35 protein-coding genes and 1 pseudogene are annotated in these 25,913 nt (G+C 68.7%); 11 read left to right on the forward strand and 25 right to left on the reverse strand.

Annotated elements, in window-relative coordinates; genetic code table 11:
* Positions 1–57: 57 nt before the first annotated feature.
* The 7 genes from IC605_RS23385 to IC605_RS23415 all read right to left on the reverse strand — a co-directional run bounded on the left by IC605_RS23385 (position 58) and on the right by IC605_RS23415 (position 3,897).
* Complete coding sequence (locus IC605_RS23385) at positions 58–435, reverse strand: roadblock/LC7 domain-containing protein (protein WP_216329520.1); 378 nt, start codon at positions 433–435, stop codon at positions 58–60.
* A gap of 29 nt (positions 436–464) precedes the next feature.
* The gene (locus tag IC605_RS23390; RefSeq protein ID WP_216329523.1) at positions 465–1,001 is read right to left on the reverse strand and encodes a GTP-binding protein; all 537 of its coding nucleotides are present in this window, start codon (positions 999–1,001) and stop codon (positions 465–467) included.
* The gene (locus IC605_RS23395; protein ID WP_216329525.1) at positions 998–1,702 is read right to left on the reverse strand and encodes a hypothetical protein; all 705 of its coding nucleotides are present in this window, start codon (positions 1,700–1,702) and stop codon (positions 998–1,000) included. Before IC605_RS23395 ends, IC605_RS23390 begins: the two co-directional genes overlap by 4 nt.
* Before the next feature lie 492 nt (positions 1,703–2,194).
* On the reverse strand, positions 2,195–2,374 hold the full coding sequence (locus IC605_RS23400) for a site-specific integrase (protein WP_216329527.1): 180 nt from the start codon (positions 2,372–2,374) through the stop codon (positions 2,195–2,197).
* Between the two features lie 36 nt (positions 2,375–2,410).
* On the reverse strand, positions 2,411–2,881 hold the full coding sequence (locus IC605_RS23405) for a tyrosine-type recombinase/integrase (RefSeq protein ID WP_216329529.1): 471 nt from the start codon (positions 2,879–2,881) through the stop codon (positions 2,411–2,413).
* A gap of 30 nt (positions 2,882–2,911) precedes the next feature.
* On the reverse strand, positions 2,912–3,346 hold the full coding sequence (locus IC605_RS23410) for a site-specific integrase (protein ID WP_216329531.1): 435 nt from the start codon (positions 3,344–3,346) through the stop codon (positions 2,912–2,914).
* Positions 3,343–3,897, reverse strand: coding sequence for a hypothetical protein (locus IC605_RS23415; protein WP_216329532.1), 555 nt, complete (start codon positions 3,895–3,897; stop codon positions 3,343–3,345). The genes IC605_RS23410 and IC605_RS23415 overlap by 4 nt, the downstream gene beginning before the upstream one ends.
* 457 nt (positions 3,898–4,354) lie before the next feature.
* On the opposite strand from IC605_RS23415, the gene IC605_RS23420 reads away from it, so the two are divergent.
* The 4 genes and pseudogenes from IC605_RS23420 to IC605_RS24935 form a co-directional block, all read left to right on the forward strand.
* Positions 4,355–4,546 carry an AbrB/MazE/SpoVT family DNA-binding domain-containing protein gene (locus tag IC605_RS23420; RefSeq protein WP_246581226.1) on the forward strand — a complete coding sequence of 64 codons (192 nt, stop codon included), beginning with the start codon at positions 4,355–4,357 and terminating at the stop codon, positions 4,544–4,546.
* Positions 4,543–4,965, forward strand: coding sequence for a PIN domain-containing protein (locus IC605_RS23425; RefSeq protein ID WP_216329536.1), 423 nt, complete (start codon positions 4,543–4,545; stop codon positions 4,963–4,965). Before IC605_RS23420 ends, IC605_RS23425 begins: the two co-directional genes overlap by 4 nt.
* Before the next feature lie 339 nt (positions 4,966–5,304).
* Positions 5,305–6,498 (forward strand): sensor histidine kinase, encoded by a 1,194-nt coding sequence (locus IC605_RS23430; RefSeq protein WP_246581227.1) that lies wholly within the window; start codon positions 5,305–5,307, stop codon positions 6,496–6,498.
* Positions 6,499–6,672: 174 nt separating this feature from the next.
* A pseudogene (locus IC605_RS24935) lies at positions 6,673–6,912 on the forward strand (response regulator); the annotation flags it as partial.
* A 172-nt stretch (positions 6,913–7,084) separates the two neighbouring features.
* Here IC605_RS24935 and IC605_RS24940 read toward each other — a convergent pair.
* On the reverse strand, positions 7,085–7,807 hold the full coding sequence (locus IC605_RS24940) for an AlbA family DNA-binding domain-containing protein (RefSeq protein ID WP_246581228.1): 723 nt from the start codon (positions 7,805–7,807) through the stop codon (positions 7,085–7,087).
* 624 nt (positions 7,808–8,431) lie between these two features.
* Here IC605_RS24940 and IC605_RS23440 point away from each other — a divergent pair.
* From IC605_RS23440 to IC605_RS23450, 3 genes are all read left to right on the forward strand, one after another.
* On the forward strand, positions 8,432–8,632 hold the full coding sequence (locus tag IC605_RS23440) for a hypothetical protein (protein WP_216329537.1): 201 nt from the start codon (positions 8,432–8,434) through the stop codon (positions 8,630–8,632).
* A 203-nt stretch (positions 8,633–8,835) separates the two neighbouring features.
* Positions 8,836–9,111, forward strand: coding sequence for a hypothetical protein (locus IC605_RS23445; protein ID WP_216329539.1), 276 nt, complete (start codon positions 8,836–8,838; stop codon positions 9,109–9,111).
* A 67-nt stretch (positions 9,112–9,178) separates the two neighbouring features.
* Positions 9,179–9,484 (forward strand): hypothetical protein, encoded by a 306-nt coding sequence (locus tag IC605_RS23450; RefSeq protein WP_216329541.1) that lies wholly within the window; start codon positions 9,179–9,181, stop codon positions 9,482–9,484.
* 42 nt (positions 9,485–9,526) lie between these two features.
* On the opposite strand, the gene IC605_RS23455 is transcribed toward IC605_RS23450, so the two are convergent.
* The 10 genes from IC605_RS23455 to IC605_RS23500 all read right to left on the reverse strand — a co-directional run bounded on the left by IC605_RS23455 (position 9,527) and on the right by IC605_RS23500 (position 18,356).
* On the reverse strand, positions 9,527–13,204 hold the full coding sequence (locus tag IC605_RS23455) for a GAF domain-containing protein (protein WP_216329542.1): 3,678 nt from the start codon (positions 13,202–13,204) through the stop codon (positions 9,527–9,529).
* Positions 13,205–13,441: 237 nt separating this feature from the next.
* Positions 13,442–13,783, reverse strand: a complete 342-nt coding sequence (locus IC605_RS23460; protein ID WP_216329544.1) for a hypothetical protein — start codon at positions 13,781–13,783, stop codon at positions 13,442–13,444.
* A gap of 15 nt (positions 13,784–13,798) precedes the next feature.
* Complete coding sequence (locus IC605_RS23465; RefSeq protein ID WP_216329546.1) at positions 13,799–14,518, reverse strand: hypothetical protein; 720 nt, start codon at positions 14,516–14,518, stop codon at positions 13,799–13,801.
* Positions 14,509–14,853 carry an MFS transporter gene (locus IC605_RS23470; RefSeq protein WP_216329549.1) on the reverse strand — a complete coding sequence of 115 codons (345 nt, stop codon included), beginning with the start codon at positions 14,851–14,853 and terminating at the stop codon, positions 14,509–14,511. The genes IC605_RS23465 and IC605_RS23470 overlap by 10 nt, the downstream gene beginning before the upstream one ends.
* On the reverse strand, positions 14,853–15,860 hold the full coding sequence (arsN2, locus tag IC605_RS23475; RefSeq protein ID WP_216329551.1) for an arsenic resistance N-acetyltransferase ArsN2: 1,008 nt from the start codon (positions 15,858–15,860) through the stop codon (positions 14,853–14,855). The genes IC605_RS23470 and arsN2 overlap by 1 nt, the downstream gene beginning before the upstream one ends.
* Positions 15,854–16,333 (reverse strand): MarR family winged helix-turn-helix transcriptional regulator, encoded by a 480-nt coding sequence (locus tag IC605_RS23480; protein WP_216329553.1) that lies wholly within the window; start codon positions 16,331–16,333, stop codon positions 15,854–15,856. Before IC605_RS23480 ends, arsN2 begins: the two co-directional genes overlap by 7 nt.
* A 158-nt stretch (positions 16,334–16,491) precedes the next feature.
* Positions 16,492–17,082, reverse strand: coding sequence for an MIP/aquaporin family protein (locus IC605_RS23485; protein ID WP_216329555.1), 591 nt, complete (start codon positions 17,080–17,082; stop codon positions 16,492–16,494).
* Position 17,083: 1 nt separating this feature from the next.
* On the reverse strand, positions 17,084–17,545 hold the full coding sequence (locus IC605_RS23490; RefSeq protein ID WP_216329557.1) for an arsenate reductase ArsC: 462 nt from the start codon (positions 17,543–17,545) through the stop codon (positions 17,084–17,086).
* A gap of 4 nt (positions 17,546–17,549) precedes the next feature.
* Positions 17,550–17,870 carry an ArsR/SmtB family transcription factor gene (locus tag IC605_RS23495; protein WP_216329558.1) on the reverse strand — a complete coding sequence of 107 codons (321 nt, stop codon included), beginning with the start codon at positions 17,868–17,870 and terminating at the stop codon, positions 17,550–17,552.
* Between the two features lie 18 nt (positions 17,871–17,888).
* The gene (locus tag IC605_RS23500) at positions 17,889–18,356 is read right to left on the reverse strand and encodes a GNAT family N-acetyltransferase (protein ID WP_343216706.1); all 468 of its coding nucleotides are present in this window, start codon (positions 18,354–18,356) and stop codon (positions 17,889–17,891) included.
* Positions 18,357–18,537: 181 nt separating this feature from the next.
* On the opposite strand from IC605_RS23500, the gene IC605_RS23505 reads away from it, so the two are divergent.
* On the forward strand, positions 18,538–18,846 hold the full coding sequence (locus IC605_RS23505; RefSeq protein WP_216329561.1) for a hypothetical protein: 309 nt from the start codon (positions 18,538–18,540) through the stop codon (positions 18,844–18,846).
* A gap of 140 nt (positions 18,847–18,986) precedes the next feature.
* On the opposite strand, the gene IC605_RS23510 is transcribed toward IC605_RS23505, so the two are convergent.
* The 3 genes from IC605_RS23510 to IC605_RS23520 form a co-directional block, all read right to left on the reverse strand.
* Entirely contained in the window at positions 18,987–19,172 is a 186-nt protein-coding gene (locus IC605_RS23510; protein ID WP_216329562.1) for an ester cyclase, read from the reverse strand.
* Positions 19,172–19,426 carry a nuclear transport factor 2 family protein gene (locus IC605_RS23515; protein ID WP_216329563.1) on the reverse strand — a complete coding sequence of 85 codons (255 nt, stop codon included), beginning with the start codon at positions 19,424–19,426 and terminating at the stop codon, positions 19,172–19,174. The genes IC605_RS23510 and IC605_RS23515 overlap by 1 nt, the downstream gene beginning before the upstream one ends.
* Before the next feature lie 69 nt (positions 19,427–19,495).
* Positions 19,496–20,188, reverse strand: a complete 693-nt coding sequence (locus IC605_RS23520; RefSeq protein ID WP_216329564.1) for an NAD(P)-dependent oxidoreductase — start codon at positions 20,186–20,188, stop codon at positions 19,496–19,498.
* Between the two features lie 115 nt (positions 20,189–20,303).
* Here IC605_RS23520 and IC605_RS23525 point away from each other — a divergent pair, with 115 nt between their 5' ends.
* A complete protein-coding gene (locus IC605_RS23525) occupies positions 20,304–20,933 on the forward strand; it encodes a TetR/AcrR family transcriptional regulator (protein WP_216329565.1) in 630 nt (209 codons plus the stop codon).
* 171 nt (positions 20,934–21,104) lie between these two features.
* Here IC605_RS23525 and IC605_RS23530 read toward each other — a convergent pair whose 3' ends face one another.
* Positions 21,105–21,800, reverse strand: a complete 696-nt coding sequence (locus IC605_RS23530; protein ID WP_216329566.1) for an SDR family NAD(P)-dependent oxidoreductase — start codon at positions 21,798–21,800, stop codon at positions 21,105–21,107.
* A gap of 113 nt (positions 21,801–21,913) precedes the next feature.
* Here IC605_RS23530 and IC605_RS23535 point away from each other — a divergent pair, with 113 nt between their 5' ends.
* Together IC605_RS23535 and IC605_RS25490 are read left to right on the forward strand one after the other, a co-directional pair.
* The gene (locus IC605_RS23535) at positions 21,914–22,771 is read left to right on the forward strand and encodes a helix-turn-helix transcriptional regulator (protein ID WP_216329567.1); all 858 of its coding nucleotides are present in this window, start codon (positions 21,914–21,916) and stop codon (positions 22,769–22,771) included.
* 180 nt (positions 22,772–22,951) lie between these two features.
* On the forward strand, positions 22,952–23,497 hold the full coding sequence (locus IC605_RS25490; RefSeq protein ID WP_216329569.1) for an exonuclease domain-containing protein: 546 nt from the start codon (positions 22,952–22,954) through the stop codon (positions 23,495–23,497).
* Positions 23,498–24,163: 666 nt separating this feature from the next.
* Here the strand turns inward: IC605_RS25490 and IC605_RS23545 are convergent.
* From IC605_RS23545 to IC605_RS23555, 3 genes are all read right to left on the reverse strand, one after another.
* On the reverse strand, positions 24,164–24,460 hold the full coding sequence (locus tag IC605_RS23545; protein WP_216329571.1) for a hypothetical protein: 297 nt from the start codon (positions 24,458–24,460) through the stop codon (positions 24,164–24,166).
* Between the two features lie 325 nt (positions 24,461–24,785).
* The gene (locus IC605_RS23550) at positions 24,786–25,220 is read right to left on the reverse strand and encodes a hotdog fold thioesterase (RefSeq protein ID WP_216329574.1); all 435 of its coding nucleotides are present in this window, start codon (positions 25,218–25,220) and stop codon (positions 24,786–24,788) included.
* A complete protein-coding gene (locus tag IC605_RS23555) occupies positions 25,217–25,792 on the reverse strand; it encodes a PaaI family thioesterase (protein ID WP_246581229.1) in 576 nt (191 codons plus the stop codon). Before IC605_RS23555 ends, IC605_RS23550 begins: the two co-directional genes overlap by 4 nt.
* Between the last annotated feature and the right edge of the window lie 121 nt (positions 25,793–25,913).

Consider the following 25,913-nt stretch of genomic DNA (forward strand, 5'->3'; position numbering starts at 1 on the left):
GGTGGAGCGAGGCGGGCAGGGTTGCCATGCGGACCTCGGAACGTCGGGGAGAGGCGCTCAGAGGATGGTGGCGACGCTGGACGCGGCGTCCCGGGCTTCCATGTTCAGCAGGCCCAGGTTGATCCCGGTCGGGGCGACGACCGCGAGCACGCCCTTGTGTCCGGCGGCGTAGATGTACACCTGGCCGTGTGCTCCGCCCACGCTCATGTCGGTGAGCTGGCCCGAGCCGAGGGTGTCGTTGATACGCTTGCCCAGCCCCAGGGCGGTCGCGGCCATCGCGGCGACGCGGTTGGCGTCGGCGCCCTCCCCCATCGCCTGGGCGATGGGCAGGCCGTCCACGGTGGCGACCAGGGCGCCGCGCAGTTCGGGCATCGAGCTGCGCAGGGTGGTGAGGGTGGAGTTGAGGAGGTCTTGCTTGCTGAGGGTCGCGGTCATGGTGGCGTCCTTTCCGGAGACGGGTCCGGTCACGGGAGGGCGGGAGACGGGGCGAGGTGCAGTTCGAGCAGGCTGGCGAGCAGCAGCCGGGCGTCGTCGGGATCGGTGGCGTTCAGGCCCACCACCTGGGGCTCGGGGAGACCGAAGTACAGGGCCACGTCGGCCGGAGCCCACACGCGCGGCAGGTCCTGGCGGGTGACGCCGACCAGGAAGGGCACCGGGACGCGGCTGGTGATGAAGTCGAGGATGTTGCGGGCGTGCGCGAAGTCCTGCGGGCGGTCCCCGGCGACGAGCAGCAGCAGACCCAGGGCGCCCTCGCACAGCACCTCCCACATGAAGGAAAAGCGGTCCTGCCCGGGGGTGCCGTAGAGGTGCAGCTCCTGGCCGTCCAGGCGCAGGGTGCCGAAGTCGAAGGCGACGGTGGTGTGGCGCTTGCCGATGTCCTCGCTGGCCTCGGCCTCGGTGGCGACGACGGGCGTCTCGGAGAGGGTCTGCACGAAAGTGGTCTTGCCCGCGCCCACCGGGCCGGAGACGACGAGCTTCAGGGGGGCCTGGAAGCCGCTCACGCGCTCACCGCTCCGGTGAGTCGGCGCAGGGCCCCGAGCAGGCGGTGCACGAGCGGGGCGGGCGCCGGGGGGGCCACTGGAGTCCAGCTCCCACCAGCGGGTCCATCGCCTGCCGGCTGGGCCGCAACGGGGACGCCCGGCCGGGTCACGCTCCCCGCCCGCTGCGGCGCGATCAGGTTCACGGCCCGCAGCCGATGCAAGGTCTCCCGAACCTCGCGCTCGGTGCGGCCAACCCGCCGGGCGAGGTCCGAGGCACTCGCGCCCGAGGCCAGGTGCGGCCCGACCAAGGCCCAGGTGTCCGCGAGCGTGGGAGGCACCCGCGCCGGGGGGGTGGTGGGCACGAAGCGGGTGTCGGGGTGGGGCAGTTGATCCTCGGGGAGGGGCGCCCCGGTGAGCGCCGGAAGCAGGTCCAGCAACGGCAGGTTGTAGAAGCCGGGGGTGGTGGCCGAAAACTCGCGGGGCTTGAACTCGAAGGCTCCCCGGCCCTGAGCACGCAATTCCCCCAGGATGTCGTGAACCTGACCCGTCTCCCGGACCGGGAACCCGTCGAGGTACAGCGCGCGGAGGTGTCCTTGCACGACCGTCAGTTCGAGCGTGCGGCCTCTGTAAGCGCTGTGGAAGTACAGCGTCCCGCTCCGGGTTCCGAGGATTCTCGCCAGATCGGTGAGCGCGTGGTGTTCGAGGTCACCGAACAGGGCCATATCAACTCCTTTCGAGAAGGGAAACCGGTGGCTCCGCGAGGGGCGTAGGCTGCCATCTCCTTGACGACTGTCCGGTTCGTTGTACCCGACGTGGAATGTCGGATTTCTGACGCCCCGCCGTTTCGCTCAACATGAAGAGAGTGGTCCCGACCTGGGGCGATGAGGCTGGCCCATCGGTTCCGGCATAGGGCGTCATGGTGATCCTCCACCCTGTGCTCACCATCGCTGGTGCCGGGTGATCGGTTTCCGCCTCGACGTGTTCCCGGCCATCACGCACCTGGTTCAGCAGCGGACCCGGGCGCCAGAGGTCCCGCGCGGACTTGGAACCTTCGAGACTAGGGGCGCCCAGCCTGAACCCGCGGTGGGGGCTGCACGGGCGGGGCTTGAGATCGGACGGCGGTCGCGGAGGTGCGCGCGTGGCGCTGCCCCCGCAGGTCCGCGTCGTAGGTCAGGAAGCGCGGCGCTTCTGAGGCCGTCGTCGGCCCACTTGGCCTACGGTCGGGTGGTCCCGCTGCCGCCGTGCCCGAGCTGCCGGGTCACGTCGCGCGGGGTCAGGCCTGACCGCACCATCCGCGTCCCAGCGTCGTGCCGCAGCGCGCGCATCTCCCCGTCGAGCACTTCAGCCTTCCTGCACACGAGGCGGGACTGCTTCCGGGCCGCTTCGCCCGTCACCGACGACCCAGGGTGAACGTTGGCCGCCCGCCGCCCTCACATGCCCCGCAGGTGCGCCTTGAGTCTGTCATTCGCCCACTTGCCGTAGGTGCGGGCGGTCTGCACGTCGCTGTGCCCCAGGTGCTCCGCCACGTCCTGAAGCGGGAAGCCTGCCCGCACCAGGCGCGTCCCCGTCGTGTGCCGCAGGGCGTGCAGGCTCAGGTAGGGAATGCCCTGCTGCTTACAGAGGGTCCGCAATCTCCCCCGCGCCGCTTCCGGAGTGCGCCCAATCACCGCCACCTCTTCTTTTTGAGGACCGAGTTCTCGCAAGTCCGCAATCAAGGAGGACGAGAGCAGAACGCGCCGGGTCTTCCCGCCCTTCCCGTTCCGCACGGTTAAGGCGCCGCCCTCCAGGTCCAGGTCGCCCCACTTCAACCCCGTGATCTCGGAGGCGCGCAGCCCAGCGATGCCGCCAAGACGCAGCAGCACCCGCATCTCGACGGGAGCGACGGCGAGCAACTTGACCACATCCCCTTCCGGGTAAGGCTGCCGTTTATCCTAGGGGCGCCGTTTGTCCTTGCGCGGCTTCACGTCGGTGAAGGGGTGGTCGCTGGTGGCCTTGGCCCAGCGCAGGGCAGCGTAGAGCGCCCGTGCTCCCGCGAGCAGCACGCCCACGGAGGCCGGGGACTTCCCGCCCGCCTCCAGCTCGCGCACCCACAAGTCGGCGTGCTCGGAGTCCGGGTGAAGCACCTTAATCGCATTGCCCTGGGCGTACTCCAGCCAAGTTCGGGCACCGAGGCGGTACTTGCGCAGGGTCTCTTGACTCACATGCCCGTGGGTGCGGACGTGGTGGGCTTCCAGCAGGTCGAGCAGTGTCCCCACATCCTGTTCCGCGACCGCGGCCACCGCTCGGCGCCGCCGCTCCTCGGGGTTCAGATTCACCCACTCGCGCGACGGCGCCAGTGATTCGTGCTTGTAGCGGTCGAGGGTCATGCGCCCTTCTCCTTGTGCTCTTCCACGAGGTTCTTCTTGAGCGCCGCCACCCGTTCCAGCAGCTCGGCGTGGTGCCCCAGAGCGCTGACGCTGAACCCGGCCATGAGGATGCCGGCGGCCAGGAAGAGCAAGATCGCCGCCAGGGCCAGGACGGCGCCCGGTGTGATCGGCACCTTGAGCCCTGGCACCACGGTCGTGTGGTCGTCGAAGAACTTGGCCGCCGAAAACGTCCCGAAGATCAGGAACAGGAGACCGATCAGGCCTCCGGCACGGTTCTGGCCGAGGAACAAGGAGACGCGGTGACCCACCCGCTGGTCGGCGGCTCGTGCGCTCGCGGCGACGTACAGCAGGGCGGCCCACGAGTACGGCAGGAGCTGCCGGATCAAGGGCTCCTCGTGGTGGGACTTCCGTTGAAATTGCGCCATCGTGTCGGCGTGCCGCCGTTTCCAGTCCCGGGACGTGAGGACAGCCAGGATCACGCCGCTGACCAGGGTGGAAGCTGCGGCGACAAACACCATGAGCAGCGAGAAGGTCAGGGGGACAAAGCGCACCAGGATCAGGGTGACCAGCGCCAAGCACCAGGCGGACACCATAACGCGTTGCCAGACTCGATCCGGTTCAGGAACGGAGGTTGGGGGAGGGGTTCGTGCGGCGGTGAGCAACACGCCGTGAATGGCGTCCGCCTCAAGCAGGAGAGACCCGTGTGAGGGTGTGGCTTCGACCTGAGGAGTGAGGGTCAGGGTGACCTGGGTGGGAACATTGTTCGTCGTGGTTTCATCCCGGGTGGATCTGGCTTCAGCTTGCGGTGGGTGTCCCTGTCCTGGCACGGTGTCCCTTGGTGTTCTACTCACACTATTACCTTTTAGTAACCCTCATTACCAGAGGGGTGGGGTGGGGGAGGGGTAGCGAACGTGATAGAGTGTCCCCATGTCAGGAAGTGTCCCTCAAGAGCCGCAGGTATACTCCGGGCAACTCGGTCCTAAATACCGCGCCATCCTTCCCCGCGGGGTGCGTGATGCCCTAGAAGTGGCCGAGGGGGACACTCTCCTCTACGTGGTGGAGGGAAAGAGGGTGCGGCTCACCACCAAGCACCAGTTGGCCCAGGAGCTGTACGGGAGCCTTGCCGAGGAGGACGGCCGTGACTTTACCCAGGAACTCCTCGACGAGCGACGTGCCGAAGCTCAGCGGGAGAAACCTTGAGCACCCGACCCCTTCTGCTGGACGCCAGTGCCCTGACCGCCTTCATCCGCCGGGAGCCGGGAGGGGAGAAGGTGCTCGCGTCCTTGACCACCGCCCGCCGCGAGCACTTCGTTAGCACCGTGCAGCTCATCGAGGTCGAGGGCAAACTGGTCAGTGACGGGACCTTCACCCCCGAACAGGTCCGGACGCGCATTTACCAGCTCGGGCAGCTCCTCACCGTGATCCCCTTCGAGGTCAGCGCGCAGCGGGCGGCCAGCTTCTACTACGCCCGGCGCAAGCCCTACGATCTGAGTCTGGGCGATGCCCTGTGTCTGGGGACTGCGGAAGCGCTGGGGGCGGACGTGATGACGGCCGAACAGAATTGGGCGACCCTCCCCGACCTTCCCTTCGGGGTCGAGCTGATTCGGGGAGAAGCCTGAGGTCACGCCCCGCTCCGGAGGGCGGTGGGGGGAATGGCCGGTCCATCTCTTGCCCTGGCGTAGTACCTCGGCGTGCCGGTGCTGACCGTGGACCAGCCGTGGGCCGACCTTGACCTGGGCGTCACCGTCCAGATCATCCGCTCACCGTGAGGGCTGTTGCCAGTCCCGTCACCCTTCCATCTCCAGTCCACTTTGTCCTCCCCCTCCCTTTGTTTGGAAGATCATGTCCTTATGTTGAGCCTGAGATTAAAATTCTTTGGCTCACTTCCCCCTTGTCTTCCCTGGCCCTCACGGTGTCCGGGACCGCACTCAACGGGCACCGCCTCCAGGAGCACCACGATGACCAGAACTCCACACCCCGTTCCAGACCCCCGCTCTTTGGCTGACCAGCGGGATGAGGTGCAGCGTCCTCAGGAGCAGGGACCCCAACGGTCCACCTTCTTCATGGAGGCGCCGGTCGCCGCCTTTGCGCTGGACGCCGAGGGCCGGGTTCAGGACGTCAACCGCCGCGGCCTCGCGCTGGTGGGCCTCGCCCGCGAGACCCTGCTGGGCCGACCCTTCAGTGAACTCGTCGCCCCCACTTCCCGACCCATCTTCGAGGCGTTGTTGGGCCGGGTCTTCGATGCCCCGGTCGGGCAGAGCGCCGAGATCGTGCTGCCCCGACCGGACGGCACGTTCCTCGACGTGCTGCTCGAAGCCGTGAGCCGTGAGGGAGAGGGCCTGTGGGATGGGTGCTCCCTGGTGGTGACCGACATCACGGCGTACAAGGCCGCGCAGCGGGTGTTGCAGAGCGGGAACGCGGACCTGAGTGGGCAGCTTCAGGAACGCACCGCCCGGGCCCGGGCCCTGAACGAGGAACTGGAACACGTGGTCACCACGTTTATCCAGCAACTCCAGCGCCCCACGAGGCAAGCCATGAGCGTCCTCGGTCTGCTACGCAAAGCCCTGGGGGACCAGCCGGAGGAGGTCAACCGGCCACTGCTCCAGATCGAGCGGGCCTTGCAGCAGATCGTGGCGCTGTTCGAGTCGGTGAACCGGTACATGCAGGCCCGGCAACTTCAGACCCGCATTCGGCCGGTGGACCTGAGCGTCGTACTGCGGGAAGTGCTCAAGGACATTCGGGACTTGCTGCGAGACCGCGATGTCCAGCTCACCCACGACGCACTGCCGGTGGTGCAGGGGGACAGTCAGGCGTTGTCGGTGATCTTTACGGAGTACCTCTCGAACGCCCTGAAGTTCACCCGGACGCGGGAGGAGGCCCGCATCCACATCCTGGTGCGGGAGACCGAGACGGAGTACCACGTCGGCGTGCAGGATAACGGGGTGGGGTTTGACCCGCGGCAGGAGGCCAAGCTGTTCCGGCTGTTCGGCCGTCAGCACTCGTCGAACACCTACGAGGGGTCGGGGCTGGGGCTGGCGGTGATCCGGCGGGTGTGCGAGCGCTTCGGCGGGCGGGCGTGGGGGGAGGGGCAGCCGGATCAGGGGGCGACCTTCTGGTTCGCCTGGCCCAAGCGGCCCGTCGTGTTGGAATAAGGGCACCGCCCAGCCGGAGGCCGCACGAAGACCGTCGAGCACATTCAGGCGGTGAGGGCGGCCCGGCGAACAACGGTGGTCGCTACCCTCCAAGCCGAACAGCTTGCCAGGGGACAGCACGGTGAGGCGTACAGCCAAGCCGTTTCTGTGGACTTCGTGGCGGAACTGGCGGCGATGGAAGCTCAGGGTCTGGCCCTCGCCCAGCACCGGCAGGAGGCCCTGGACCTGCTGCGGAAGGCGGTGCCGGACCTGGTGCTGCTCGACCTGAACATGCCGCGCATGAAGGGGCACGAAATCCTGGCGGCCGTCAGGAGCAACCCGGTGCTGCGCCGGGTGCCGGTGGTGTTCACTACCTCGGGCGAGATGCGCGACCGGCAGGCGGCGAGCGCGGCGGGCGCCGACAACGACGTGCGGAAGCCCGAGGGGTGCGGGGAGTCGATCGACACCCTGAACGGCCTGGGACGGCGGTGGCTGGCCGCCCCATTGTGCCTGAATCGTGAAGCCTGGGCCTGCACCTCGCACCGCGAACTCCGCAGGGCAGTGGTATGCGGGTCGGGGGGACGAAATTTTGCCCGTGGATCGAAGTTCACTGCCGCCGCTTCATCATGTAGGTCGGCTCTGGCTCCACAAACTGTGAAACGCGGCGTACCCGTCGCCGAGTGCCCGGCCAGTAAACCAGTTCATAGCCCCGCCGCAGCCTGCTCTCCACCAGGGACGCGGAAACCCAGGCGCCCGCATATCCCTCGGCCTGGTGCTGGGCAGCGAGGTCCCGTTCCTCCTCGCTCCCCACCTCAATGGGGAACGCCTCGTCGCCTTGGAAGATGGCTTTCAAGTCGGGAAGGAGGGCAACGGTGTTGCTGGTACCCCGGCGCACCCACACCTGCCCGGGAGCCACCGTGGTGCTACGGCCAACGCGCGTTTTGATCACGTGTGGAGAGGGCGGGATGCGCAGCACGCGCAACAGGCCCACCAGTTGACCTTCGTGTTCGAATTCACCGTAGGCAAAGTGGGGCACGGGGTCGAGGAAGCGGGCGAAGAATTGCCGGAGCTGGGCATCGTCCACGGGGTGGGCACGGCGTTCACGATGAACCACCCGCCGGCCCTGGTGATCGGCGATGCCGTAGACCAGATGTCCGGGTTGAGGACTGATCGCGTTGGTGAGCGCGGCCACGTCTTTGATGACCTCGGCGCGGGCATCGTCGTACTGCTCGCTTTTTGGCTCAAAGAAGCCTGGTGGGAAGGTGCGCTTGTACTCCAGATCCACGCTTTCGGGCCACTGCAACAGCGCGAGAAGATCCTCACGGTTCATGTCAGAGGTTGTCCCAGGAAGGGGGGAAGCCGCTCCCTCGGTCGCTGCGCCTCCTGCTCACGACCACGCGTGCCTTGTCGTTCGGGGGGTTTGCCGCTTCTCCCGCTTCCATCACAGTCAGGGGCCTGCCCGTCAGTATCAGGCAGCACCAACGCGCCTCGCGTGTGGCTGTTCCGCTGCTCGCCGTTCTCAGGGCCGTGGCTTCCGCCGCGCCCGCCTACACCCTTCAGGTGACGCCCAAGGTCACCGGGAGGTACACCGTGGACGTGACGATCAAGACGAACCTGCCGGCCAATGCCGTGCTCAGTGTGAGCCTTGGACTGGCGGGTCAGAAACCCAATGACGTGTTCATTGGAACCAGCTTCGTCAGCGTGCCGGTCAAGAACGGCCGCGCACACGTCGTGATCGACGGCGAGAAGCTCGGCCAGCCGCACGGCTCGAAGCTCCCCGCCGGGCGGTATGATGTGGAGGTCAACTTCTATCCGCTTTGGGAGGAGAACCGGCCTCTGGGGCTCACCCAGAAGCTGGAGAGCATCGCCCAGGTCCATCGCCCAGGTCACGCTGGGTGCGTCCGGTGGGTCGGCGGCGGCGGCACAGAAGAAGCAGGCGGCGCAGAAGTGGGTGATGCTCAACGTCGATATGGGGGATTCCTGGGCCAAAACCAACCTCCCCGGGCGGTACGGCCAGTACGTCGAGGTGCCGCTCGCCGCCGGGCACGGCAACCCCAAAGTCCTGAAGATGTTCTACTTTCCCAGCATCGACATGACGTTCATGGTCAACGTCGGGAACCTCGAAGTGTGGCGCACGGGCCGTGCGAGCTACTGAGGAAGACATGGACGCCTCCCTCTTCCCCGGCAGCCTGCCAACGCAAGCCAGCTTCAGACGAGAGGTACGGGGTCACATGGCACGACTGATCGAGGACCCAGGGCGGCGGCGGACGGCGCTATGACCTGGAGGACCGACCAATCCAATGGGGCACGGAGCTGGAGGTCTACCTGCGGGGCGGGTGGCTCCCCATCCGGTTCGAGATGGAAGGCCAGCAGTGCCCGGTGTTCTACCTGAACCTCGGGAACGGTTGGGATCAGGTCTCCATGCGCCTGCCGGACACCGCTGAGTTGCGCTGGCCCCCGAAGGACGAACACCCCGAGGAGACGCAGGTCCGCAAGCTCAGGCGGGTGGTCGAGGAATTGGCGGATGTCCTTGCTTCCCCCACCTCCTACTACGACGACGAGCGGGAGGGGGCGATCCACCGGGCCCGGCTGGTGCTCCAGGCGACCGCGCCCCGGTTGCCGGTGAAGGACTGACCGTGACCTGGCACGAGGAGTGTGATTTCCCCTCGGTCGTCGAGGCCTCGTTCGTGCCCGTCGAGGGGTGCCGGAGAAGGAGGAGCCGCACCACCACGCCACCTCATTCGGTCTGGCCCGCGTCGAGTTGGAGCACGGCGAGGAGAGCGAGGCGCAAGGGATCGTCTACCTCTTCCACCCGGAGGCATTCGAGGAGCCGCACTGGGAGGTCCTGGGGTACTGCGTCCGCAAAAAATCGTATGAGACGGCGCAGACTTTCCCCCTCGACCAGGCCGAGGAGGCGCGGGCCTACGCCCGGGGCTTGGCGGTGGCGATCTTAAAGGGCCTGGGAGAGGGAGAATCAGGACGGGAACCTCCACCGCCACGGTCCTGACCTGGGTGACCGCTGTCCGGAAGAAGATGGGCCCCCGGCGGTTCAGCGCGGTCCCGGCAGCGTGAACCCGAAGGTCGCACCGCGTCCCGGCGTCCCCTGCGCGAACACTGTCCCCCCGTGCCGGGCAATGATCCGGCGCACGTTCGCCAGCCCCACCCCCGTCCCCTCGAACTCCTCGTGGCGGTGCAGCCGCTGGAACACCCCGAACAGCCGGTCCGCGTAGCGCGGATCGAACCCCACCCCATTGTCCCGCACGAACACCGCCCACTCCCCCGGGCGGTCCTCGGCCCACACCTCGATCCGGGCCACGTCCTGCCCCCGGGTGTACTTCAGCGCGTTCGAGAGCAGGTTGAGCATGACCTGCCTCAACGTGTGCGGGTCGCCCCTCACCAGCGGCAGGGGTGAGACGAGCCAGTCCACCTGCCGCCCCGGCACGTCCGCCTCCAGTTCCGCCCACACCGTCCTCACCAGCTCCCCCAGGTCCACCAGCCCCGTCTGGAGCGGCAGCCGGGAGGTGCGCGACAGGTCCAGCATGGCGTCGATCAGCGTGTTCATCCGCCCGGTGGCCTCGTCCACGATCTTCAGGTAGCGCCCGGCTTTGGCGTCCAAGCCCTCGCCCAGGTGCTTGCGGAGCAACTCGTTGAAGCTCCCGATGTGCCGCACCGGGGTCCGCAGGTCATGTGAGACGCTGTAGGCGAAGGCCTCCAATTCCTCGTTGGCGACCTCTAGCTTGCGGCGCTCCTCGGCCAGGTGCGCCATGCCCTGGGCCCGCTCCAGGGCGAGCCCCAGACTGCGCACGACCGTCTCCAGCACCGCCCGGTCCGCCGCGCTCCACCTGCGCGCCTCAAACAGGCCCACGCCGAACACCCCGACGGCGGCGCCGTTCACCACCAGCGGCAGCGTCGCCACAGCCTGCACGTGTTGCACCAGTTCCGCGGGCGTGTCCGCGCCCTGCGCGTACGCGTCCTGATACAGGGGCTGCCTGGTGGTGAACGGCGTGAGCAGCGAGGGGGCCTCGCGGGGCAACCCCGCGTCCACCGCCGCCTGCAACTCGGCCGAGCCGTGCGAGTCCACCTGGGACCGCACCCGCCACAGGTCGTGCTCCAGTTCGTAGTACACGGCGAAGCCCGGCGGCAGCAGGGAGCGCACGATCTCCTGCGCCCGCTGGATCAGCGCCCCCGGTTCACCGTGCAGCGTCAGGTCGCGGCTGAGGTCGGCGAAGCCCTCCAGGGCCTGGGTGCGCGCGTCGAGTTCCGCGTTCTGGACCTGCAACTGCCGGGCCCCCTCCGCCCGCTCGAAGGCCAGCGCCAGTCTGCGCCCTACCGACCGGAAGACGGTGCGCTCCCGTTCCGTCCACCCGCGGGCCTCCGAGGTCCCCATTGTCAGGAGACCATGAGGCTGCCCGTCCTCGAAGTAGGGATACAACGCCGCCGCCCCGTAGACCTCGGTGTGCTCGGCGCCCTGGGGGTCCCAGCCGTCCACGAACACCACGTCACGCTCCGTAAAGGGGCGGGCGAAGGCGGGCAGGTCAGCAGGAAAGCCCTGTTTCGACTGCGCCATGACCTCGGGGGGCGTGTTCTCGGAAAAGGTTCGGCCCTTCCAACACCCGTCCTCCAGCTCGGAGTACCCCACCTCGACACCCAGGGTGGCGCGCAGCACGTCCTTGGCCTCTTGGGCGAGGGTGAGGGCGTCCGTGATGTGGGTGGACCCCTCGGTGAAGCGGGCGAACGCTGCCAGGGCCTCGCGCTCCTCCTCCAGTTGCCGGGTCTGCTCGGCCCGCTCCAGCGCCAGGTTCAGCCCTCGTCCGACGGCCCGCACCAGGGCTCGGTCGCGCTCGCTCCACTGCGGCGTGTTCTTGAGCCCGAAGAGCAGCAGGTGCCTGACCTTGCCGTTCACGACCAGGGGATAGGTCGCCGCGCTGCCGTATTCCTCGCTGGGTTCGATTCCCTCCCGCTCGGCGTCCCAGCCGTCGGTGAAGACCACCGTCCTCGTCCCCAGGGCGTGGCGAATGAAGGGGGTGCTGTCTGGCAGTCCGGCCCGGAGGCGATTGACCAGGGCTTCCCCGAGGTCCTCACTCCAGGCCTGGACCTTCCACAGGTTCCCGTCACGGGTGTAGTAGCCGGTGCTGCCGTCCTGAAAGCGGGTGCGCAGCACCGCGATGGCCTGCCGGGCGAGGGCCAGCAGGTCCGTCTCGGTGCCTACGGCTTCGGTAAAGGCCACAAAGGCCTCCTGGGCGCGGGCGTCCGCCTCAATCTGCTCGGTCCTGGCCTGGGCCTCCCGCTGCGCCTGTGCGCGTTCCAGGGCCAGGCCCAGGGTGGCCGCCGCCCTCCTCAGCAGGTCACGGTCGCCCTCCGGCCAGGGCCCGGCCCGGGGAGGGCGCCACACGCACAGGAACCCGGCCACCCCGTCCCCGGGCGCGTGAATCGGTTCCACCGCGAAGGCCAGCGTGGGCAGCCCCGCGAGCTGCCCGCCCGCCGCGGTGTAGTTCGCGTGGTACCCCGCTTCCCCCGTGCGGGCACACGCGGCGAGCAGGGTGGCTTCCTTCAGGGGGACGTCGCGCGTTTGCAGGGCGGTCATCGCAGGCACCGCTTCGCCCCAGATTGTGGGCACGCGGATCAGGCCGCCTTCCAAGCGCACGACCATCGCGCTGCTCGCGCCCAGCGCCTCCCCGAGTGGCCCCAGGGCCAGCGCGGCCACGTCCTCCGGGGAGTGGGCCGCTTGCAGGGCGTCGCCCAGGGCGGCGAGCACCTCGGCCCGCGAGCGGGCCGCCTCGGCTTCCCGGGTGCGTTCCTCGACCCGACGCTCCAGGGTGCGGTTCAGCTCCCGAATGTCTTCTTCCGCCTGTTTGCGTGCGGTGATGTCCTTGAAGTACACCGACAGTCCGTCCTCGGTCGGGTAGACGCTGATGTCCACCCAGACGTCCAGGATGGGTGACCTGGACTCCAGCCGCACCGCCCGCCGCTCCCGGGCGGCCCGCAGGTGCGCCTCGTAGGGGGCGCTGCCGACCGCTTGAGGAAACGCCTCCCAGTACACCTGACCGAGCAAGTCCTCGCGCCTTCTCCCCCAGAGGCGTTCGGCTTCCCGGTTGACGTAGGTGAAGCGCCAGTCGCGGTCCACGGCATAAAAGGCGTCGCTGACGCTCTCCAGGATGTCGGTCTTCTGCCTCGCTTCCTGCCTCAGGTGCTCCAGGGAGCGGACCCGCCCCAGGGCGACGGCGCACTGGGCGGCGAGGGTGCGCAGGAAGCGCCCTTCCTCGGGGGGGAAGGGGTGGGGTTCCTGGAAGTCGAGGAGGATGACGCCGAGGGGCCGGTCGTCGAGGACCATCGGCAGGACGGCGGTGGCGACCGGCGTGATCCCGCCCGTCCTGGCCTCCAACTCCGGGTAGGCGCGGGTCAGGTCGTCCGCACGCTCGAAGAAGAGGGGCTCACGGCGGTTCAGGGCGTCGCCCGCGGGGACGTTGCCGTCCAGGGGGCCATCCTGCCACAAGGTTTGAGCACCGGCTTCATAGCCCTGGATGGCGGCGATCCCCAGGCGCGTTCCCGCGTCGTCCACGAGGAGGACCGCTCCCGCGATGGCGTTCAGGGCGTCGAGGGCGGGCGTCAGGATGACCCCGAACACCTGCTCCGGGGTCTGGGCGGCGGCGAGGGCCTCGGTGACGGCTTGCAGGTGCTCGCTCAGGGCGACGCGCGCAGGGGCGTCGGCCCCGGGCTGGCTGGACATGCGCTCCAGAATACCGGCCCGGCTTCTGGACACCGTGCTCTGAGGTGAATTGTGGCGGCAAGCCTACCCCTGGCCGAAGTCAGGAAGCGCAGGCTTACGCCTGGGGTCTGGTCGTGGCGATCATCGCCGTGCTTGAGGAAGGTCAGGCCCACACCCTCAGGTAAGTTTCCCTTCTCCACTTTAAGAAACGTGCCAGACAGGCTACGAATGGCGTCTGGCACGTCTGGAGAATGGACTTCAGGCCGCTTCCAACCCAGTCATCCGAACCCGCTCCACCGACCGCCGGTACACCTGCGCCCCCTGCCAGAACAGGCAGGCCAGTGCGATGAGCGCGACCAGCGGAGCGAACTCGGCCGGGATGTTGTAGCGGTTCATCACGTCCTGGGCAGTATCGGGGATGGTGAACAGCTCGGCGGCACCCTCCTGAGCGCTGATGACCACCAGCACGGCCAGCACCAGCGGGATCAGCCGCGCACGCCGCCACGTCAGCGGAGCCGCCTGGCTCATCCGCTGTGCCGTCTGTTCGGCCCACAGGTCCACTCCGTCAGGGGAGATCAGCAGGGTCCAAATATCACGCATGGTCCTGTTCACTTCTCACGGTACGCGGTGCTTGGGCACGGAGTTCCCCTGTGCGAGGTTTACGGGCCGCGCCATCTGCCCGTTCGCCGTCCCGAAAGTGTCCGGGTACTGCCTCGCCAGCAACTCGGCGCGGGCCAGGGTCAGGGCCCCACTCGCCAGCCCGAACACAAAGGTGCCTCCCACCATCAGTATCAGGGAAGCCGGGAAGTGCAGCAGCGCACCGGTCCCCAGTCCGACGAACAGCACCAGGGTCAACGGGAGTGCCCTAAGTCTCGCCAGCAGCGGGACGAACAGCACCCGGCCTGGTAGGGCGGCCAGCCCGAGGAGGCCCGTGAGGCCCGCCGCGAGCCCAGGGGCGTACCCGGCGGCGAGGAGCAAGGGCGCGAGTTGCAGGCCCACCCCCACCGTCACGATCCGCGCGAGCGTGAAGGCCAGCGTCAGCCGCGCGAAGGTAGGGTCCGGGGTGAAGACCGGACGAGAAACGTTTGGCGTAATCCCTCCTACGGAAGGCAGCCCCCACCAGGCCAGGAGGCCGACGGCCCAGAGCAGCGCCGCCAGGCCCAACAACGTCTCAGAGAGGCCAGTCAACCCCAGCAGCGCGGTCGTGAGCGGCACGAAGATCGTGCTCGCCAGCCCGGCGACGAGCGTGATCGTCAGGGTAGCCCGAGTCCGGGCAGTGGCGCTCACCTGTTGCCCCAGGACGGTGAAGGCGGCCTCGTAGAAGGTCAGGGCCATCGCCCCCCGGCCAGCAGCCAGCCCAGCACAAAGGCCGGGTAGCTGGAGGTGCAGGCCAGCAGCACGAAGGCGAGACCGCCTAATACCGCCCCGCCACCCACCAGCACCCGGCCCCCGCGAGCGTCGAGGGCGCGACCGACCCTTGGGGCGATCAGCGCCGTGACCAGCAGGGCGAGGGTGAAGGCCAGGCCGGTCTGAGTGCGGGACCACCCGCGTTCGTGCTCGGCAGCGACCGCAAGAAGGGGCTGGGCGTAGTACAGGGCGCCGTAACTGACGGTGGTGAGAACGGCCAGCGTCCACACCAGGGAACGCTGACCGCGAGTGGACTCGGGCATCAGCCCAGGGAAATCAGGTCGGTTGTGGCCGGGCCACAGCACCCGCTCCCACTCGTGGGAGCACAGCACGACGCGGCCCCCACCGGCTCGGCGGTGGCAGCAGGCTGCCCGCAGGCGTCAGAAGCCTTGCACTGAACCCCGGGCATCCGCAGATGGACGATGACCCGCTCCCCCTGCGGCTCAACGTGCGTGACGTGGTACTGCATGGCGGGCAGGGCACTGTTCCCGTACTCGAAGCGCACCTCCGCCTCCCCGCGCACGGGCACGCTCTTTGCCACCTTGTCGTAGATGCCCAGGAACTTGCGGGTGGTCATCAAGCCCTCCCCCGCCTCCCGCGCGCTGCCATCCTTGAGCTGGATGACCGTCTCGCGCCAGGCGTCCGCCCACCCGCCGCAGTCCATCGCCTCGATAGTCACCGCCTTCACTTCCGTGACGTGGTAGCCAGGGCCGACCAGCCGCTCGCCGTGGAGCCAGAACTCCAGGGGGAGTTGAGGCCCTGCGCGCAGCGCGTCGAGCAGCGCGAGGGTGGAGGTGTGGTTCGCGAGTCCGGGGACGGTCTGGGTCATGGCGTTCTCCTTGAGAGGCAGGTGCATGAGAGTGGCGGACTGAGGGCAGGCGTCTTGAAATTCGCGCGAGGCGAGCAGCGCAGCGGGCGTCACCGAGCGGGGCACTCGGACGAAGCCGAAGCGCGGGAAGTAACCCTCGGCGGTGGTGGTGAGCAGGTAGAGATGCTGGAGGCCCAGGGCGCGGGCCTGGTCGAGCACCTCATCGACCAGCCGGGCGGCCACGCCCTGCCCCCGTGCCGATGGCGTGACGGCTACCGAGCGCAGCAGGCCCACCCTGTCGTGCGTCTCCAGCCCGGTGAGCCCGAGCAGTTGCCCGTCCCCGTCCTCGGCGAGGAGGAAGCCGCCCAGGTGCTCGCGGACGCCTGCCGTGGGCAGGTCAAGCGTGAAGAGCAACGCTTCAGCCGCAGGAAGATCAGCGGGACGTGCGCCTCGGGTCAGCATCCGCAGCCCCCCTCCCCGTCGAGTTCGGCCTGAAGCGCGGCGCTCAGGCCCGTGAGGAGCCGCAACGTCGCGGCCCGGTCGGCTTCCGGCAGGCGGGCCAGCACCCGGGCGGACTGGGCGTTGAGTTGAGCGTCAAGGTCCTGCGCGGCCTGGTGTCCCGCGTCGGTGAGGCGCAGAAGCAGGGCACGGCGGTCGCCCGGGTGCGGGGTCTTCACGAGCAACCCCTGTTCCACCAGGTCGTCGGTGCTGCGGCTGAGCCACGCTTTGTCCAGGTTCAACGTGCCGGTCAAGGCCCGCAGCGTCTGGTCGCCCTCGCGTTCGAGGGTGGTGAGGATCGCGCACTGGGTCGCGGATTGCACGTCGCAGCAGGCGAAGTTGCGCTGCTGCAACTCCCCAAACAGCCGCGTCACCGTGCGGAGCAGCGCCCCGGTCTGACCTACCTCCCCCACTTTGTTGTCTTTGGCAACAGTCATGGGGTGACTGTACGCCTGTCCCCGATAGTTGTCAAAAACAACAGTTGAGAGACACAACAAGCGCCGCTCTCAGAGAGGTTCTTGTTCGGGCACGACCTCCTGAGCGAGACGGGGCTCGGGTTGGGCGGGTTCGGCGGGGCTCAGCAGGGCGTTGACGGCTACCGCCAGCGCGGCGCCGAGCAGGGAGCCACCCAGTACAGCCAGTGGGCCGTCCAGAGGCCGCTCGCCAGGGCAGGGCCGAAACTGCGGGCCGGATTCATGCTTGCCCCGGTGATCGGGCCGCCCATCGCGGCTTTCAGGGCGACGACCCCGCCCACCACCCCGGGCCGCCCGGAGCGTAGGGCGACCAGCAGGAAGAAGGTCAGCACCGTTTCGAGGGTGAACGCCTGGCCCACGCTTCCGGCCGGAAGCGTGACCCCGAGGTTGCCTTCCCTGCCGAACAGCGCCAGCAGGAACGCCGCCGCGACAGCGCCGAGCAGTTGGGCCGCGACGTAGGGCAACGCCCTGCCGGGTGGAAAACGGCCCGCCAGGGTCAGCGCGAGGGTGGCCGCCGGGTTGATGTGCGCCCCGCTGATCGGGGCGAGCGCCGCGATCACCGCCGCGACGGTCAGCCCGAACACGGCGGCCACGCCCAGGTGCCCGAGCGCGCCCGTCTGCGCCTGTACCACCGCCGCACCCGGCCCGAAGAACACCAGCGCGAAGGTGCCCACTGCCTCGGCCACGAGGGCATGCGGAAGGGGCGTCGTCACGTCAGGCGACGGGGACGGCAGGGCTGTCCTCGTAGCTGGCGGGCACAGGCTGTCCTTCCCCCAGCGCCTGCACGAAGGCCCCGAACTGAACCCCCAGTTGGTCGCGCACCGCCCGCCAGCGGTCCAGGCTCCCACCGCTCGGGTCGGTGAAGGGGTAGTGCAGCCGGTGGGTCCGGCCCGGGTAGGCGGGGCAGGCTTTGGCGGCCGAGTCGCAGACGGTGATCACGTAGTCGAAGTTCTGCGGGTCCGGCACTTCCCACAGCGTTTTGCTGGTGTGCCCGTCGAGGCTCAGCCCGATCTCCGCCATGACGGTCTTCGCGTCGTCCTTGACCCGGGTGGCCTCGGTCCCGGCGGAATGCACATCGAGGTCGAGGCCTGCCCGCCGCGCCGCCTCCCGTGTGAGCGCTTCCGCCATCTGGGAGCGGGCAGAGTTGTGGGTGCAGAGGATCAGAACGCGGGTCACACCCTCAGCATATGGATTTCGTTTGATGCGTCAAGGCGAGCGGAACCGTGAAAATCTCGACCAGCAAGTTTCCACCCAACTGAAAAAATTGATCCTGACGCAGGGTGTAGTAGGTGTTCTTGCCGCGCTGCTCGGAGGAAACCAGTTCGGCCTCGCGGAGGATGCCGAGATGGTAGGAGACTTTGGACTGAGGCAGATCGAGCAAGGCTTCGAGGTCGCAGACGCAGCGTTCGCCGCCTGCCAAGTGTCGAACCAACTCGAAGCGGATCTCGTGGGAGAGCGCCTTGAGCTGGTCGAGCACGCTGGGGACTGCCACGGTCGTCATCCCCCCAGTGTAGGGGCTTCACCCGGGAGGCTGCCGCCTCTGACTTCCGGGCTTCCGGCGCATCTGCGCCGGGGAGGGCTCGAAGCCGAACGCCTCGTACAGCGCCCTGGCCTCTCGGGTCGCCGCAAGGCTCACGGAGCGTAGCCCACGGGCCTCCGCTTCCCCCAGGGCGTGGGCGGTCAGGGCGCGGGCGAGTCCCTGGCGGCGGGATGCGGGTTCAGTGAAGATGTTGACCAGCCGGGCCCGCCAGGGGTTGGGGTCGTCATGGGTGGGACCCCACTCCAGCAGCGTGAGCCCGACCCCAGCGAGGATGACGCCCTCCTGCTCGGCCAGCCAGCCGAGATAGACCTCGCGGGCCAGGGCGTCCGCCACCCACGCCGCGTAGGTGTCCAGGGCCGGGGCGGTGGGAGGGAACGTGGGAAAGCGGTGGCGGGCGACGGTGGCCGCGTCCCTGGGGCGGGCGCGGCGCAGAGACCAGGCGGGCACGCGGCAGTCTACCCGGGCGCGGTCTCCCCCCTTCTCCTCAGAGGATCGGGAAGGAATGGAGCATTCTCTCTTCTATGATAGGGATAATCCCTATCAACTCAGTCATGAGTGATTTTTCTCCCCCCCACACGCTCTTTTCTTTTTTGCGAACCTGTGTTACCTGTGGTGTCAGGAGGGACCCATGCCCACAACCGCCCAGGAAGGCACGACACTCCACCGCGTCCTGACCCGCGATGCTGACAGCGAGACCTGGGCCGACGAGTTGGAGGGACGCCCCGTTCTCAACGGCACGCTGCTGGAACTGCGGGTGCGGGGCCGCTGGGTGCCGGTGACGTACCTGCGCGACTCGCACACCTCGCTGGAGGGGTCAAGGGCATACCTGCGCTCCCGGAAGTCCAAGCGTGGCGTGCCTCTTCTCCTCGACCGAATGCACCTGTGCTGGCCGCCGCCTGCACCCCCGAAGCCCGCTCTCCCGTCCCACACGTGGTGATTCTGTTGGCGAAGGTCAAGGTTTGAGCGCCAGAGAGCGCGCCACTGGAATACGCCAAGGAAAAAGGGCGTCCTAGACGCCCTTGATCCGCATGGCGTCCTGTCTTTTCCTGTGGTCAGCACCTCAACGGTAAGAGGGTCTCAACCGTTCACCTGCAACTGCGCCAGCAGGACGTGCATGTCGGAGTTGACCCAGTCTTCGGCCAGTCGGCCGCCTTCCACCCGCAACAGGTCGGTTCCGGTTATCGCAATGGATGTGCCCGCGGGGGCCGCCGCGCCGGGGAACCTGCCCGTGTAGGTGCCCACGGCCTGCCAGCGCAGCGCCATCAGGTCACCTTGCTCGATGGGGGGCCCACCTCGATCTGGAAGGTGAGATCGGCCGCGACGGCACGGGTCTGCGCAATCCACTGGATCAGCCCCTGGGGGCCGGACAGGGCGCTGCCGTCCCCACCACCCAGCAGGGCGGCATGGACGCGGAAGTTGGGCGCGATCAGCTCCTCAGCCCGGCTGAAGTCGCCGTTCCAGAGCTTCAACCAGGACTGAACGAGCGGGGCGACGTGGGGGGTTGGGGAAGTCGTCATGGTGGTCTCCTGACAGCAACTGAGGTTGGATGGACGGTGGTGTTCGTGTCGTGCAGGGCGGCACGCCAGTCAGGCCAGGACCACCGGGGCCTGACGCCGCCAGCGGAGGTCGGCGAGTTGGGAGAGCAGGGCGGCGGCCACATCGGCCCGGCTGATCCGGGCCAGGGCGGGCCGGGGCAGGTAGCCTACCCGGAACTGCCCGGTGGCGGGACCCTCGGTCAACTGGGGGGCGCGCACCACCGTCCAGTCCAGGTCGCTGGTCTCCAGCATGCTGAGCTGCTCGTGCGCGTCACGCACCTGCCGGGGGATCATCAGGGAGGTTGCCAGGGCGGCCAGGCGGCCCCCAAGGGTGCGGGGGTCCTGGGACACTCGGACGCCAGCACCGCCCAGCACGATCAGGCGTGAAACCCCGGACGCCTGCATCGCCCCCACCAGCCCCCGGGTGCTGCGGGTGAACAGGTTGTCCGGACTGCCCTTCACCGCGCCGAGCACGCTGAGCACCGCGTCGGTGTTCGCCACCAGGGCGGCGAGTGCCGTGGGATCGGTGGCGTCGCCCTGTACCACCGCGACCCGGCCGGCGAGCGGGCCCAACTTCTGCGGATCGCGCACCAGCACCCGGACCGCGTGTCCCGCGGCGAGGGCCTGTTCGACGAGGTGACGGCCACTGCGCCCGCTGGCCCCCAGGACGGCCAGATGCAACGGGGCGCGGGGGGTGAGCAACGCGGTGGGGGGGTGAGGGGCGGGCCGGGTCATCGTGTGCATGGGCGTGCCTTTCGGTAGCGTGCGCGAGGCGACGGGAAGGCCTGTCCGCTTCCCTTACTCAATTAGCTTACTATGTAAGCTTACATGATTAGTAGAGCTGTGTATAGTAGGGGGCATGACCGAGAGCAAGACGCGCGCACGCTACCGTCGGGGTGAGGGCTCCCGATTGCGCCAGGACATCGTGCGGGCCGCGGCCGACCTGCTCGACCGGGGCGGTGAGGGCGCGGTCACCTTGAAAGAGGTTGCCCGCAGGGTGGGCATCGCGTCGCCGTCGATCTACGCTCACTTCCCGGACCGGGAGGCCATCGTGGCCGCCGTGGTGGCGGGGACCTTCGGCGAACTCAGGGCCGAACTGGAGACGGCTTTGGAACGGGCCGGGCCTGACCCGGTGGTCCGGCTGCGCGCTCTGTGCGGGGCGTACTTGACCTTCTCCCAGGATTGGCCCCAGCGCTACCGCATCCTGTTCGGCGGGTTGTGGCAGGCCCGCAGCACCGATCTGGCGCCCGGCGTCGAGGAGGCTTCGGGGATTGGGCAGGACGTGTTTGTCCTGCTCAGCGGGGTGCTGCGGGAATGTCAGCAGGCAGGGCGATCTACCGGCACTGATCCCTTTGCGGATGCCGTCGGGTTGTGGGCGGCCCTGCATGGCCTGGCCCAGCTCCGCCTGGCCGCCCCCTCGTTTCCCTGGCCTGACGGCGTGTTGGAGCGGATGGTGGACCGCCTGGCCGGCCTCACCCCGGCCGGGTGATCCTCTGCGCTGCCTGCTGCGGGCCTCCGGCGATCAGCGTCAGCCTGCCGACTGCGCGTCCCAAGAGTTGAAAGAGAAAAGGTCGGCCCGGCCGACTTTCCTCCTCGGCGTATTTCAACTTCCGCATCTTGTCGTAGCCCTGACCGGGAAGCAGCGCCGGGCTGCTGGCGACTACCAGCGGACGGGGCCGAAGCGATCGATGAAGCGGCCCGTGCCCGCCTCAGGGCGCTCGGTCGCCAGGGTGACGATCGCGTCCGTACCCTCCGCGACGGTCTGCGGCCCGCTGTGTCCGTTGAGATCGGTCGCGGTGTAGCCGGGGTCGGCGGCGTTGACCCGGATGCCGGGCAGCGCCCGGGCGTACTGGGTGGTGAGCATCGTGACCGCGGCCTTGGAGGCCGTGTAGAGCGGGGCGATCACCTTGGATTCGGCCCGCTCGGGGTCGTGGGTGAGGTCGAGCGAGCCCATCCCGCTGCCGACGTTGATCACCGACGGGTGCTCGGAGCGGCGAAGGAGCGGCAAGAACGCCTGCGTGACGCGCACGATTCCGACCACGTTGGTGTTGAAGACCTCGGTGGCTTCGGGCCCGGAAAGCTCCTCGGCTGGGCGGTAGGAACCGATGATCCCGGCGTTGTTGATCAGCACGTCGATGTGGCCCTCATGGGCCTGAACGTCCTCCGCGGCGCGGGCGACCGACTCGTCGCTGGTGACATCGATGAGCACAAACCGGGCACCGAGCCGATCGGCGGCGGCCTGGCCGCGCTCAGGGTCGCGGGCACCGATGAGGACGGTCTGGCCGAGTTCGGTCAGGCGGCGAGCGGTCTCGTACCCGAGGCCCTTGTTGGCCCCCGTGATGAAGGTGATGGTCATGCGGCCAGTCTCGGTCGCCGGCCCTCCGTCAACCAGAGACGGCGGGTCGGTAGGACCGGCAATCCTACCTTCGGCGATGGTGGCGTGGTGGCGGCCGAACTACACTGAGGTTGATGACCGCCACAGAAACCAGTCTGGCCGCGACGTTGCGGGTGTGGCGAGAGCGCTTGACCCCCGCCGAGGTCGGCCTGCCCGCCGGTCGGTCGCGCCGCGCGGTCGGCCTGCGCCGCGAGGAGCTGGCCGACCTGGCGGGCGTCTCGGTCGATTACCTCGTCCGGCTCGAACAGGGCCGGGCGACCACGCCGTCCGGCCAGGTCGTGGCCGCGTTGGCGCGCGTCCTGCACCTGACCCACGCCGAACGCGACCATCTCTACCGCCTGGCGGGGCTGCACCCCCCCGGGGACCGGGTGATCAGCGATCACATCTCGCCCGGCGTGCAGCGGCTCCTCTTGCGTCTGGGGGACCTCCCGGTCGCGGTGTTCGCCGCCGACTGGCAGATGGTGTGGTGGAGCCGCGGCTGGGCAGCGCTCGTGGGCGACCCGTCGGGCACCCCGCCGGAGGAACGCAGCCTGGTGCGGGCGCGCTTTCCCGTCCCGGGCCGCCGCGGCGGGGTCGAGGCCTGGCGGGTCCGCTCGGACCACCCGGAGGCGACTGACCGCGCGGTGGTCGCCGACCTGAGGCGGGCGAGCGCGCGGTATCCCGAAGATCGCCGCCTGGCCGAACTCCTGCGCCGCACGATCGACGGCAACGCCCACTTCGCCCAGCTCTGGCGTGCGGGCGCCGTCGGCGGGCACACCGAGGACCGCAAAACGATTGAGCACCCCCTCGTCGGTGAGGTCACCGTGGATTGCGACGTCCTCTCAGCGGGTGACGCCGATCTCAAGATCGTTGTCTTGACGGCGCCCGTCGGAAGTGAGGACGCCAGCAAAATCGAGCTGGCGTGCATGACGGCCCTCCCGTCCGTGCGGTAGGTCCCAAGGAGCATCGTGAGCTGTCCCTCGTCGCTGGCAGAGAACGGTCGGTCGCTTCCTGGTTCCAAGCGGAATGGTACCCCCTTCGCCAACGGAATCACGTGGTGGGGAGACTTGCCCGAAGGGTGGCTGACCAAGACGGCGCTCAAAGCTGAAGGTCTACGGCCAGGTGGCGAGCCGGTGGCAACGATCCGCTACGGCCGCCGCGGACGCCACCAGGAGACGGTGGTGCAAGGCGGCGCCCAGGCGGTGCCGAGGAAGGCGGCCACCCCTGACAAGCTCGCGGCGCTGGAGAAAGCTCAGGAGGTCCGCAAAAACAACGAGACCCGGCGCCTCGCCGCGCTGCTGGAGGAGGAACGCCGCGAGGAGGCGGAGAGGCAGGCCTGGCTGGAAGAGCAGGCCGAGGAGGGGCGGGCCGCCCTACGCGAGATCGTGGCCCGGGGCAACTGGCTGAGCCTGGACACCGAGATGACGCGGATCGACGAGGACGCGGAGGTGATCGAGGTCGCCCTGGTCTCCCCTATCGGCGAGGTGTTGTTCGAGAGCTTGGCGCGCCCGTTCGGGCCGGTGAGCGAGGAGGTGCGAGCGGTGCACGGCATGACCGACGAGGAGTTGAGTACGGCGCCGACCTGGCCCGAGGTGTACGCTCGGCTCGTGCCGCTCTTGCACGGCCGCGAGCTGGTGGCATGGAAGCCGCGTTCGACCGGCGCGTGCTTCGGCGGTTGAGCAGCTTACACGGGGCTCACCCTCCCGGAGCTGACCTGGCACTGCGCGATGGGTTGGAGGCTTCAAATCTGGGGCGGGTCTTCCGAGCACCACGGCGACTTCCGCTGGGAAAATCCCGACGTGGCGTGCCGGATGGAGGGCGCGTGCTTGGACGCTCGGCACCACCGCGCTGTTGGAGACGGTCGCCGCCTGAGTGCCCTGATGAACACTGTGGCGCAGACGACCCAGGACCCACCCGTGTGACCGCCCGGTTGCCGCAGGCCTGGGTCGAGGTCCTCGACGGGCGACGCACCGACGAGCTACCCCAGGGCCAAGCCTTCCCGCTCGACCTCTCTCCTATCGTGGCTGCCGCGGTCGCCCAGGTGAGCGACCCGCGAGGGTGGGAAGCCTTGACGGCGTTCCATGCCCACCATGAGCCCCTGGAAGTCACGGCGGGGCAGTGGCACATTCCCCGCGAGTGGGTGCGGCAACTCGGACTGAAGGCTCTCCAACAGTTGGTAAGCCAAGTTCATTCCCGGGGCTGGGCGGCTCGGCTGTACGAGCTGGCGCAGGTGCCGCGCGCCGTGGTGATCCCGTCAGAGGCCGAGGAGGCCTGGCCTGGGAAAGGTGCTCGCCGCGTGTTCCCCTGGTGGGTCGAGGAGAGTTCCCGAACCACAGGTGATCTCCCTAGTCCCGGCCCGTGCTCTCCTGCTCCAGCGCCTGCCGCACCTGGCGGGGCATCTTGTCCAGCCAGCGCTCCAGCACCTGGAGGTCTTTCGGGCTCAGTCGGGCGAGCAGGCGGCGGCTCAGGCGCTGACCCAAGGACAGGACGCGCCCCACCGGCGCCTCGAGTTGCGGGGCCGTCCGCAGGCGTGCCGCCGCCCGCAAGTCCGCCCGGCTGATCCCCCCCTGGGCGAGCGTCATCAGAACGGCGTGGTGCTCCGCTGGTGCCGCCGCCACCACGCCCGCGTGGGTGAACGGCACCCTCCCCTCCCGTAGGGCCGCCAGGATCAGGGGCGGCCAGCCCAGGAGGCGCAACTTGTTTTTTGCGAATGACTCCCAGGTCTCCCCCAGCCCGGTGAAAAGCCGGGTCAGCGCCTCATGGTCCGGGCCTGGCTGCTCACTCGCGGGTGGCGATGATCTGGAGGGTTAGGGCAGACCGGGCTCAAGGGTCGGCTGGGTGTGGGCGTGCAGGGGAGGGCAGAGGGCAAGACGGTCATACTCCACCTGGGGCCTTGAGTCACCTGCTGAGTCTGCCAGAGCGTTGTGTTTTGGAAGACTAAAATCGCTGGATCGTGGAGGGACCCCTTCAGGGCGACGCGGCCGATGCTGGGGACAAAGCAGGAACGACCGCCAGGGTGCATCTCGACACGCACACGCCCCGCCCCTGCTCATCCACAATCTCGATCTGCCAGACCTGGGTCGTGCGCCCCTGATGAACGGGCGTGGCGGTCGCCGTCACGAAACCGCTGCGCACGGCCCGCAGATGATTGGCGTTGATCTCCAGCCCCACAGCCGTCATGCCGCGCGCCGCGACACTGAAGTGCGCGCCCAGACTGGCGACCGTTTCGGCGAGGACCACGCTCGCGCCGCCGTGCAGCACCCCGAACGGCTGGTGCACCCGGCGCTCGACCGGCATCCGGGCCACCACCCGCTCACCGCTCGCCTCCAGAACCTCAATCCCCAGATGGTCCGGCAGGGCGCCGCGGGCCTGTTCGTTGAGCTGGGCAAGGAGTGTGGTCATGTCTCTCTCCTCTGCGGACGCAGGATCAGGCAGGTGGTCGTGGCGTGGGCGAACAGCCTGTCCCGGGCATCCAGCAGCCTGGCCTGTGCGGTGGCGACCTGGCGCGACACGCTCAGCACCTCGCCGACGGCGCGAACTTCCCCCATGCCGACGAGCAGGGGTCGCAGGTAATTCACCTTGAGTTCGAGGGTGGTGTAGCCCACGCCAGCGGGGAGCCGCGTGTGAATCGCGCAGCCGAGCGCGGAGTCGAGCAGCGTCGCATACACCCCGCCGTGGACGCTGCCGATGGGGTTGTAGTGGAATTCTCGCGGGACCATGCGGAAGGTCACCCGGCCGTCCTCGATGTCTTCCTCGCGTGCCAGGGAGAAGTCGAGACTCGCCGCGATAGGTGGGCCCGGGAAGTCCCCCCGCACCATCGCGCGCAGGTAGTCCAGTCCGCTGAGGTGCCGCGCCGCTTCGGCGCCGACCAGCGGGTCTTCCCAGGTGTAGGTGCGAACGCGGGCCCCCTGGTGGAGTTCGTCCCGCGTCGGAGTGGGCGGTGGGGCAGGGTCCGGCGAGATGCGGTCGGTCATTAGACCTCCTGCGAAAGTCAGGCTGAGCGGGCGACGGTGAGGTTGCAGAGGGCGGCGATGAGGTGTAGACGAAGAGCAAAGCGGCGTCTGCGGTGTCGGTAGACCTCCTTGAGGACACGAA

Source organism: Deinococcus aestuarii (assembly GCF_018863415.1).
GTDB lineage: Bacteria > Deinococcota > Deinococci > Deinococcales > Deinococcaceae > Deinococcus > Deinococcus aestuarii.

Coding starts and splice junctions, on each gene's coding strand:
- IC605_RS23385 (WP_216329520.1), bottom strand. CDS start 435: ATGACCGCGACCCTCAGCAAGCAAGACCTCCTCAACTCCACCCTCACC.
- IC605_RS23395 (WP_216329525.1), bottom strand. CDS start 1,702: ATGGCCCTGTTCGGTGACCTCGAACACCACGCGCTCACCGATCTGGCG.
- IC605_RS23410 (WP_216329531.1), bottom strand. CDS start 3,346: ATGACCCTCGACCGCTACAAGCACGAATCACTGGCGCCGTCGCGCGAG.
- IC605_RS23430 (WP_246581227.1), top strand. CDS start 5,305: ATGACCAGAACTCCACACCCCGTTCCAGACCCCCGCTCTTTGGCTGAC.
- IC605_RS24940 (WP_246581228.1), bottom strand. CDS start 7,807: ATGAACCGTGAGGATCTTCTCGCGCTGTTGCAGTGGCCCGAAAGCGTG.
- IC605_RS23440 (WP_216329537.1), top strand. CDS start 8,432: ATGCTCAACGTCGATATGGGGGATTCCTGGGCCAAAACCAACCTCCCC.
- IC605_RS23445 (WP_216329539.1), top strand. CDS start 8,836: ATGGAAGGCCAGCAGTGCCCGGTGTTCTACCTGAACCTCGGGAACGGT.
- IC605_RS23455 (WP_216329542.1), bottom strand. CDS start 13,204: ATGTCCAGCCAGCCCGGGGCCGACGCCCCTGCGCGCGTCGCCCTGAGC.
- IC605_RS23460 (WP_216329544.1), bottom strand. CDS start 13,783: ATGCGTGATATTTGGACCCTGCTGATCTCCCCTGACGGAGTGGACCTG.
- IC605_RS23465 (WP_216329546.1), bottom strand. CDS start 14,518: ATGGCCCTGACCTTCTACGAGGCCGCCTTCACCGTCCTGGGGCAACAG.
- IC605_RS23470 (WP_216329549.1), bottom strand. CDS start 14,853: ATGCCCGAGTCCACTCGCGGTCAGCGTTCCCTGGTGTGGACGCTGGCC.
- arsN2 (WP_216329551.1), bottom strand. CDS start 15,860: ATGCTGACCCGAGGCGCACGTCCCGCTGATCTTCCTGCGGCTGAAGCG.
- IC605_RS23480 (WP_216329553.1), bottom strand. CDS start 16,333: ATGACTGTTGCCAAAGACAACAAAGTGGGGGAGGTAGGTCAGACCGGG.
- IC605_RS23495 (WP_216329558.1), bottom strand. CDS start 17,870: ATGACGACCGTGGCAGTCCCCAGCGTGCTCGACCAGCTCAAGGCGCTC.
- IC605_RS23505 (WP_216329561.1), top strand. CDS start 18,538: ATGCCCACAACCGCCCAGGAAGGCACGACACTCCACCGCGTCCTGACC.
- IC605_RS23510 (WP_216329562.1), bottom strand. CDS start 19,172: ATGGCGCTGCGCTGGCAGGCCGTGGGCACCTACACGGGCAGGTTCCCC.
- IC605_RS23515 (WP_216329563.1), bottom strand. CDS start 19,426: ATGACGACTTCCCCAACCCCCCACGTCGCCCCGCTCGTTCAGTCCTGG.
- IC605_RS23520 (WP_216329564.1), bottom strand. CDS start 20,188: ATGCACACGATGACCCGGCCCGCCCCTCACCCCCCCACCGCGTTGCTC.
- IC605_RS23525 (WP_216329565.1), top strand. CDS start 20,304: ATGACCGAGAGCAAGACGCGCGCACGCTACCGTCGGGGTGAGGGCTCC.
- IC605_RS23530 (WP_216329566.1), bottom strand. CDS start 21,800: ATGACCATCACCTTCATCACGGGGGCCAACAAGGGCCTCGGGTACGAG.
- IC605_RS23535 (WP_216329567.1), top strand. CDS start 21,914: ATGACCGCCACAGAAACCAGTCTGGCCGCGACGTTGCGGGTGTGGCGA.
- IC605_RS23550 (WP_216329574.1), bottom strand. CDS start 25,220: ATGACCACACTCCTTGCCCAGCTCAACGAACAGGCCCGCGGCGCCCTG.
- IC605_RS23555 (WP_246581229.1), bottom strand. CDS start 25,792: ATGACCGACCGCATCTCGCCGGACCCTGCCCCACCGCCCACTCCGACG.